This is a genomic window from Stenotrophomonas sp. YJH_SMC_122 (assembly GCF_059369535.1).
In genome coordinates, this window is sequence record NZ_JCAFST010000004.1 from 298,605 (window position 1) to 304,604 (window position 6,000).

Genomic DNA, 6,000 nt, shown 5'->3' on the forward strand with positions numbered 1-6,000 from the left:
CTGGTTTGTCTTCTAAATAGGGGGAGGATTATTCAGCGAACGTGTCGTTGAACGGGTTGACCAGTGCGTCGGCAATCAGCTGCTGCTGCTCGCGGACGTGGTCAGCCATGTGACCGGCAGCCGGCGACGCCGAACGTGCGCGACCGGCGTAGTGCAGGTTCTGGCCATCGGCCAGGCAGAACTGCAGGTGGTGGCGGATCTGGTACCACGCGCCCTGGTTCTGCGGTTCTTCCTGCGTCCACACCACGTCGGTGGCCTTGCCGTACTTCTTCAGTTCGGCCGCCAGCAGCGCACGCGGGAACGGATACAGCTGCTCCACGCGGATGATCGCCACGTCGTCCTGGCCACGCTTGGCCTGGTCTTCCAGCAGGTCGTAGTAGACCTTGCCCGAGCACAGCACCACGCGCTTGACCTTCTTGGCATCGGCATTGGCGTCGCCGATCAGGTGCTGGAACTCGCCGTTGGCCAGCTCGTCCAGGGTCGACACGGCCAGCTTGTGGCGCAGCAGCGACTTCGGCGACATCACCACCAGCGGCTTGCGGGTGGTCATGTGCAGCTGGCGACGCAGCATGTGGAAGGCCTGCGCCGGGGTCGACGGCACGACAACCAGCATGTTCTCCAGGGCGCACAGCTGCAGGAAGCGCTCCAGGCGCGCCGAGCTGTGTTCCGGGCCTTGTCCTTCGTAGCCGTGCGGCAGCAGCAGGGTCAGGCCGGAAATGCGGCCCCACTTGGCTTCACCGGCGGCGATGAACTGGTCGATCACCACCTGGGCACCGTTGGCGAAGTCGCCGAACTGGCCTTCCCAGATGCACAGCGTGTTCGGATCGGTGGTGGAGAAACCGTACTCGTAGGCCATCACCGCTTCTTCGCTCAGCAGCGAATCGATGACGGTGGCCTTTTCCGGCGAATCCACCAGCTGCCGCAGCGGCATGTAGTAGTTGTCGGTCTTCTGGTCGTGCAGGATCGCGTGGCGGTGCGTGAACGTACCGCGGCCGACGTCCTGGCCGACCAGGCGCAGCGCATGGCCTTCGTCGAGCAGGGTGGCGTAGGCCAGGTTCTCGGCAAAGCCCCAGTCGCCCGGAATCTCGCCGGCGGCCATCTTGCGGCGGTCGTCATAGACCTTGGCCACGCGCGAGTGCAGCTGCACTTCGTCCGGGATGGTGTTGATCAGCCTGGCCAGCTCGACCAGCTTGTTCTTCTCGACCTTGGTCGAGACCGGGTCGGACAGCTTGCCTTCCAGCAGCTTCGGCCAATCGACGAACAGCGGGCTGCTCGGCGGAGTCTTCTCGACCTTGGCCAGCTCGGTGGTCACTTCACCGGCATCGAGCTTCTCGCGGTAGGCATCGACCATCGCCTTGCCGGCACCGGCGGCGATCACGCCCGCCTTTTCCAGCTGCTCGGCGTACATCTCGCGGGTGGTCGGGTGCTTGCGGATCACCTGGTACATCAGCGGCTGGGTGATCGCCGGCTCGTCGGCCTCGTTGTGGCCCCAACGGCGGTAGCACATCAGGTCGATGACCACGTCCTTGGCGAACTTCTGGCGGAACTCGAAGGCCAGCTGCGCGGCGAACACGACGGCTTCCGGATCATCGCCGTTCACGTGCAGCACCGGGGCGGCGATCATCTTCGCCACGTCGGTGGCATAGCGCGTGGAGCGCGTATCCAGCGGGTTGGAGGTGGTGAAGCCGACCTGGTTGTTGACCACGATGTGCACGGTGCCGCCGACGGCGAAGCCGCGGGCCTGCGACATCTGGAACAGCTCCATGACCACGCCCTGGCCGGAGAAGGCCGCGTCGCCGTGGATCAGGATCGGCATGACCTGCTTGCGTGCGGTGTCCTTGCGGCGCTCCTGGCGCGAACGCACGGAACCGGCCACGACCGGGTCGGCGATTTCCAGGTGCGACGGGTTGAACGCCAGTGCCAGGTGCACCGGGCCACCGTCGGTAGCCACGTCGGCGGAGAAGCCCATGTGGTACTTCACGTCGCCGGCCGAAGCGTGCTCGTCGTGTTCGAACTTGCCTTCGAACTCGTCGAACAGCTTGCGGGGGTTCTTGCCCAGGGTGTTGACCAGCACGTTCAGGCGGCCGCGGTGGGCCATGCCGATCACCACGTCCTTGACGCCATCCTTGCCGGCGCTGCGGATGATGGTGTCCATCATCGGGATCAGCGAGTCGCCGCCTTCCAGCGAGAAGCGCTTCTGGCCGACGTACTTGGTGTGCAGGTAGCGCTCCAGGCCTTCGGCCGCGGTCAGGCGCTCCAGGGTGCGGCGCTGGGTGTCAGCGTCCAGCTGGTAGTTGCCACCAGCCGCTTCCAGCTTCTTGTAGATCCACTGGCGTTGCTCGACCTCGGAGATGTGCATGAACTCCGCACCGATCGAGCCGGTGTAGGTCGCCTTCAGGCGTGCGAGCAGGTCGCGCAGCTTCATGCGCGGCTGGCCGCCGACGCCACCGGTGCTGAACTCGCTGTTGAGATCGGCATCGGACAGGCTGTGGAACGGCAGGCCCAGGTCGGGCGTGTTGACCGGCGCGGCCAGGCCCAGCGGATCGAGGCGGGCGTCCAGGTGGCCGCGCGAGCGGTAGGCGGTGATCAGACGACCGACATTGCGCTCGCGCTCGTCGCCCGCACCGGTGCCGGTGCCAGCTTTCAGCGCATCCTTGGCCGCGTCCGCGATGTGGGAGATGACGGCCGAGTGCGGAATGTCACCTGCTTCGCGGCCCTTGAAGCCGTCGAAGTAGGTTTTCCATTTGGGATCGACACTATCCGGGGAGACCAGGTACTGCTCGTACAGGTCCTCGACATAGGAGGCGTTGCCGCCGGCGAGTTGCGAAGATTGCGCAAACTGCTTCAGTTGATTGTCCACGATGGAGGGTGTTGATTCGCTTTGTGGGGTATGGCTTCAGAAGGACCCGGCAGGAAGATGAATAGCCCTGCGCGGGCGCGTTCAAACAGCCAAATTGTACCCCCAACGGGACACGAAGGGGCACCACCACAGGTATCCCGCGTCCGCTGGTGCCGGTTCCAGACAGGTTGGGTCAGCGGTGCCGGCTCAGATGCCGAGGACGCGCAGTTCGCTGCAATCGCGCGAACGGTCCCAGACGCGCTGCAATTGCTGCTCGAACGGCTGCGAACGTGCCGGCAGCGCGATGCCGGCCTCGCCGTCGAGGCGATGGCCGATCAGACGAAAGTAGAAGTCGCCCGCATCGTTGAGCAGGCAGGCCGAGGCCAGCGCGCGGTCGACCGGATCGCTGACCTCGCGGAACTGGATCACGCTTGGCAGGCGCTGGGCCAGCGCCAGCAGCGGCGCCCCGGCAGAGGCGATCGCAGCGGCATCGTGCACGATCACCCGCAGCTGCTTGTCATGGCGGGCGGTGACGAAGCGGCGCAGGGCGGCCTGCACCGGCGGCGCGTCGAGCAGCCCCGGGTCCAGCTGGCGGCTGTGCAGCCACAACTGGCGGCGGGCGCGGTGGACGATGGCCGTGGTGATGGCCACCGCTTCGGCGCGGCGGTCGATCGCGCTGGCCGCGCCCAGCCGGCGGCGCATCTGCTGGTGGCCGATGCCGGCCTCCTCGAACACCTCGCCTTCCGGCAGGAAGCCCTGGCGGGCATAGAAATCACGGGCGGGCAGCTGGGCGTGCAGGTGCAGTTCGGCCAGGCCGAGCCTGCGCCCGGCCTCGACCAGTGCCCCTAGCAAGGCCTCACCGACCCCGTGGCTGCGATGGCTGGCCAGCACGGCCATACGGCCGATGCGGCCGTCCGGGGCCAGGCGGCCGGTGCCGACCGGCTGGTTGTCACTGTCCAGCGCCAGCACATGGGCGCTGACCGGGTCCAGCGCATCGCGTTCCAGTTCCGCAGCGATGCCCTGTTCCTGCACGAACACGCGTTGGCGCACGTCGTGGATGGCAACGTGGGCGTCGGCGTGGCTGACCTGCTGGACCCGGATCATGGTGAGGCTCAGGCGCGACCGTCGTCGCTGTCGTCTTCGTCGTGATCCTCGAAGTTGACGATGACCTCGATGCCGTCGTCGTGCACGGTCACGGAGTGGACATCGTCGGACACCGCGTCGGCGTCGATCGCATCCACCCGGTCACGGCCTTCAACGACCTCGCCGAGCACCACGGCATCCTCGCCGTCTTCCTCGTCTTCGGCCTCGTACACCTCATCCGGGTCGATCAGCTGGAACACGCCGCCGACCAGCAGCTGCTGGAGCACGGCGCGGCCCTTGTCGGACAGGCCACGGTAGGCGGTGGCATCGAGCTGTTCGGCAGCGGCCAGACGCTGGGCGTCCTTCACCGGCAACGCGAAGTCCTGGCCGCTGACGTACAGGCTGGCACCGCGCTTGGCCCGGCGCCAGGCCAGGCGTGCCCACGGGTGGCGCTGCAGCAGCAGGCCGGAGGCCAGCGCCTGGACCACTTCCTCTGGTGCCGGTGCGGCCTGGTGGGCCATCACCTCGCCGGCGGCGCGGTAGGTGGTGATGAAGCGACCGAACCAGTCACCCAGCTTGTCCGGGTCGTTCATGCGGATGGCGTTGAGCGCGGTGATCACCCGCGCCATCGCCACCGTGTCGATTTCGTTCGGGTCGGCCGGCACCTTGAGGTCGGCATCCTGGTAGCGGATGTTCTCGTCGGCATCGGCGATCAGGGTGTCCAGGTAATCGCTGATCAGTTCGGCCGAGGACGGCGCGCGCATGCCGAACGAGAAGGTCAGGCAGGGGTCTTCGGCGACGCCGTGGTGCGGCACGTTCGGCGGCAGGTACAGCATGTCGCCCGGCGCCAGCACCCAGTCGTGGGTGGGCTTGAACACCTTCAGCAGCTTCAGCTCCACGTCCGGGCGGAAGCCCAGCGGCGGCTGCTTGCCCTTGATCGATTCGCTGGCGTCGATCTGCCAGCGGCGGTGGCCATGGGCCTGCAGCAGGAACACGTCGTACTGGTCGACGTGGGCGCCGACCGAGCCGCCGGTGGCGGCAAAGCTGATCATCACGTCATCCATGCGCCAGCGCGGCAGGAAGCTGAAGTGCTCGATCAGGGCGCGCACGTCCGGGTCCCACTTGTCCACGTCCTGCACCAGCAGGGTCCAGTCGTGGTCGGGCAGGGCGGGGAACACGTCTTCCTGGAACGGACCGGTGCGCACGCGCCAGCCGTCCCGGGCCTTGTCGTGCTCGATCAGGCGCGCCAGTACGCCTTCCTCGCAGGCCAGCCCGGCCAGGTCTTCCGGCTGTACCGGGGTCTGGAAATTGGGGAAGGCGTTGCGGATCAGCAGCGGGCGTTTCTGCCAGAAGTCGCGCAGGAAGGTGGCCGGCGCCATGCCCAGGGGCTGGCCGGGGCGGGCGGTGACTTCGATCAGGGGGGCAGGGGACTTGCGGGCGGCCATGGGGGAATCCTTGCAGCGGAAAGCGGGAGGGGCGGCGTGGCGGGCCGCCAAGGCTTCCATTGTCCGCCGTTCGTCGGGATTGCGCACGTGCGGTGGTTTGTCGCGGGGTGTCCGGCCAACGGCGGAGACCCTCGTGGCGGGGTGGTTGGTCGCGCAAAGCGCTGGCTTCATGGGCTGGGCCGGGCGGGGTGGGTTCGCGGGACACGCCGTAAACCCATCCATGGGGGCTCGATGGCGCCATCCATGGCGCCAACGGTCCCGCGAACCCACCCCGCCCGGCCCCTGGCAGTTTCCTGCGTGGCCCGCCACGGAATGGAAGAAGAAGATCAAAGGCAACAGCGGGTCGCGCGCTGCGCTTGCTCATGCCAAAGCAAAAGAGGGACGCGGCGAAGCCGCGTCCCTCTTTCAAATTCCGTCCCGACAACCCCACGCTCTTCGATCCGTCACCGGGAATCTGTCAGAGGTGGGGCGGGAGGGGCCAGCGGGACCGTTTGATCTGGCCCCCCGTCAGCGGACGCCAAGAAGCGATACTTTGATCGCACTTGGAGGCCCCTTATGTCCCGTATCACCCGTCGTAGCTACACCGATGAGTTCAAGCACCAAGCCGTGGAGTTGGCCGAGTCGCTCGGGCCG

General features: G+C 67.1%; 3 protein-coding genes. All 3 read right to left on the bottom strand.

Annotated elements, in window-relative coordinates; translation table 11 throughout:
• Positions 1-28 precede the first annotated feature (28 nt).
• The 3 genes from AC5P66_RS08370 to AC5P66_RS08380 all read right to left on the bottom strand — a co-directional run bounded on the left by AC5P66_RS08370 (position 29) and on the right by AC5P66_RS08380 (position 5,367).
• Positions 29-2,860 carry a 2-oxoglutarate dehydrogenase E1 component gene (locus tag AC5P66_RS08370; RefSeq protein ID WP_134709685.1) on the bottom strand — a complete coding sequence of 944 codons (2,832 nt, stop codon included), beginning with the start codon at positions 2,858-2,860 and terminating at the stop codon, positions 29-31.
• 186 nt (positions 2,861-3,046) lie between these two features.
• On the bottom strand, positions 3,047-3,943 hold the full coding sequence (locus AC5P66_RS08375) for a GNAT family N-acetyltransferase (protein WP_099495352.1): 897 nt from the start codon (positions 3,941-3,943) through the stop codon (positions 3,047-3,049).
• An 8-nt stretch (positions 3,944-3,951) separates the two neighbouring features.
• The gene (locus AC5P66_RS08380; RefSeq protein WP_495216186.1) at positions 3,952-5,367 is read right to left on the bottom strand and encodes a ribosomal protein uL16 3-hydroxylase; all 1,416 of its coding nucleotides are present in this window, start codon (positions 5,365-5,367) and stop codon (positions 3,952-3,954) included.
• Between the last annotated feature and the right edge of the window lie 633 nt (positions 5,368-6,000).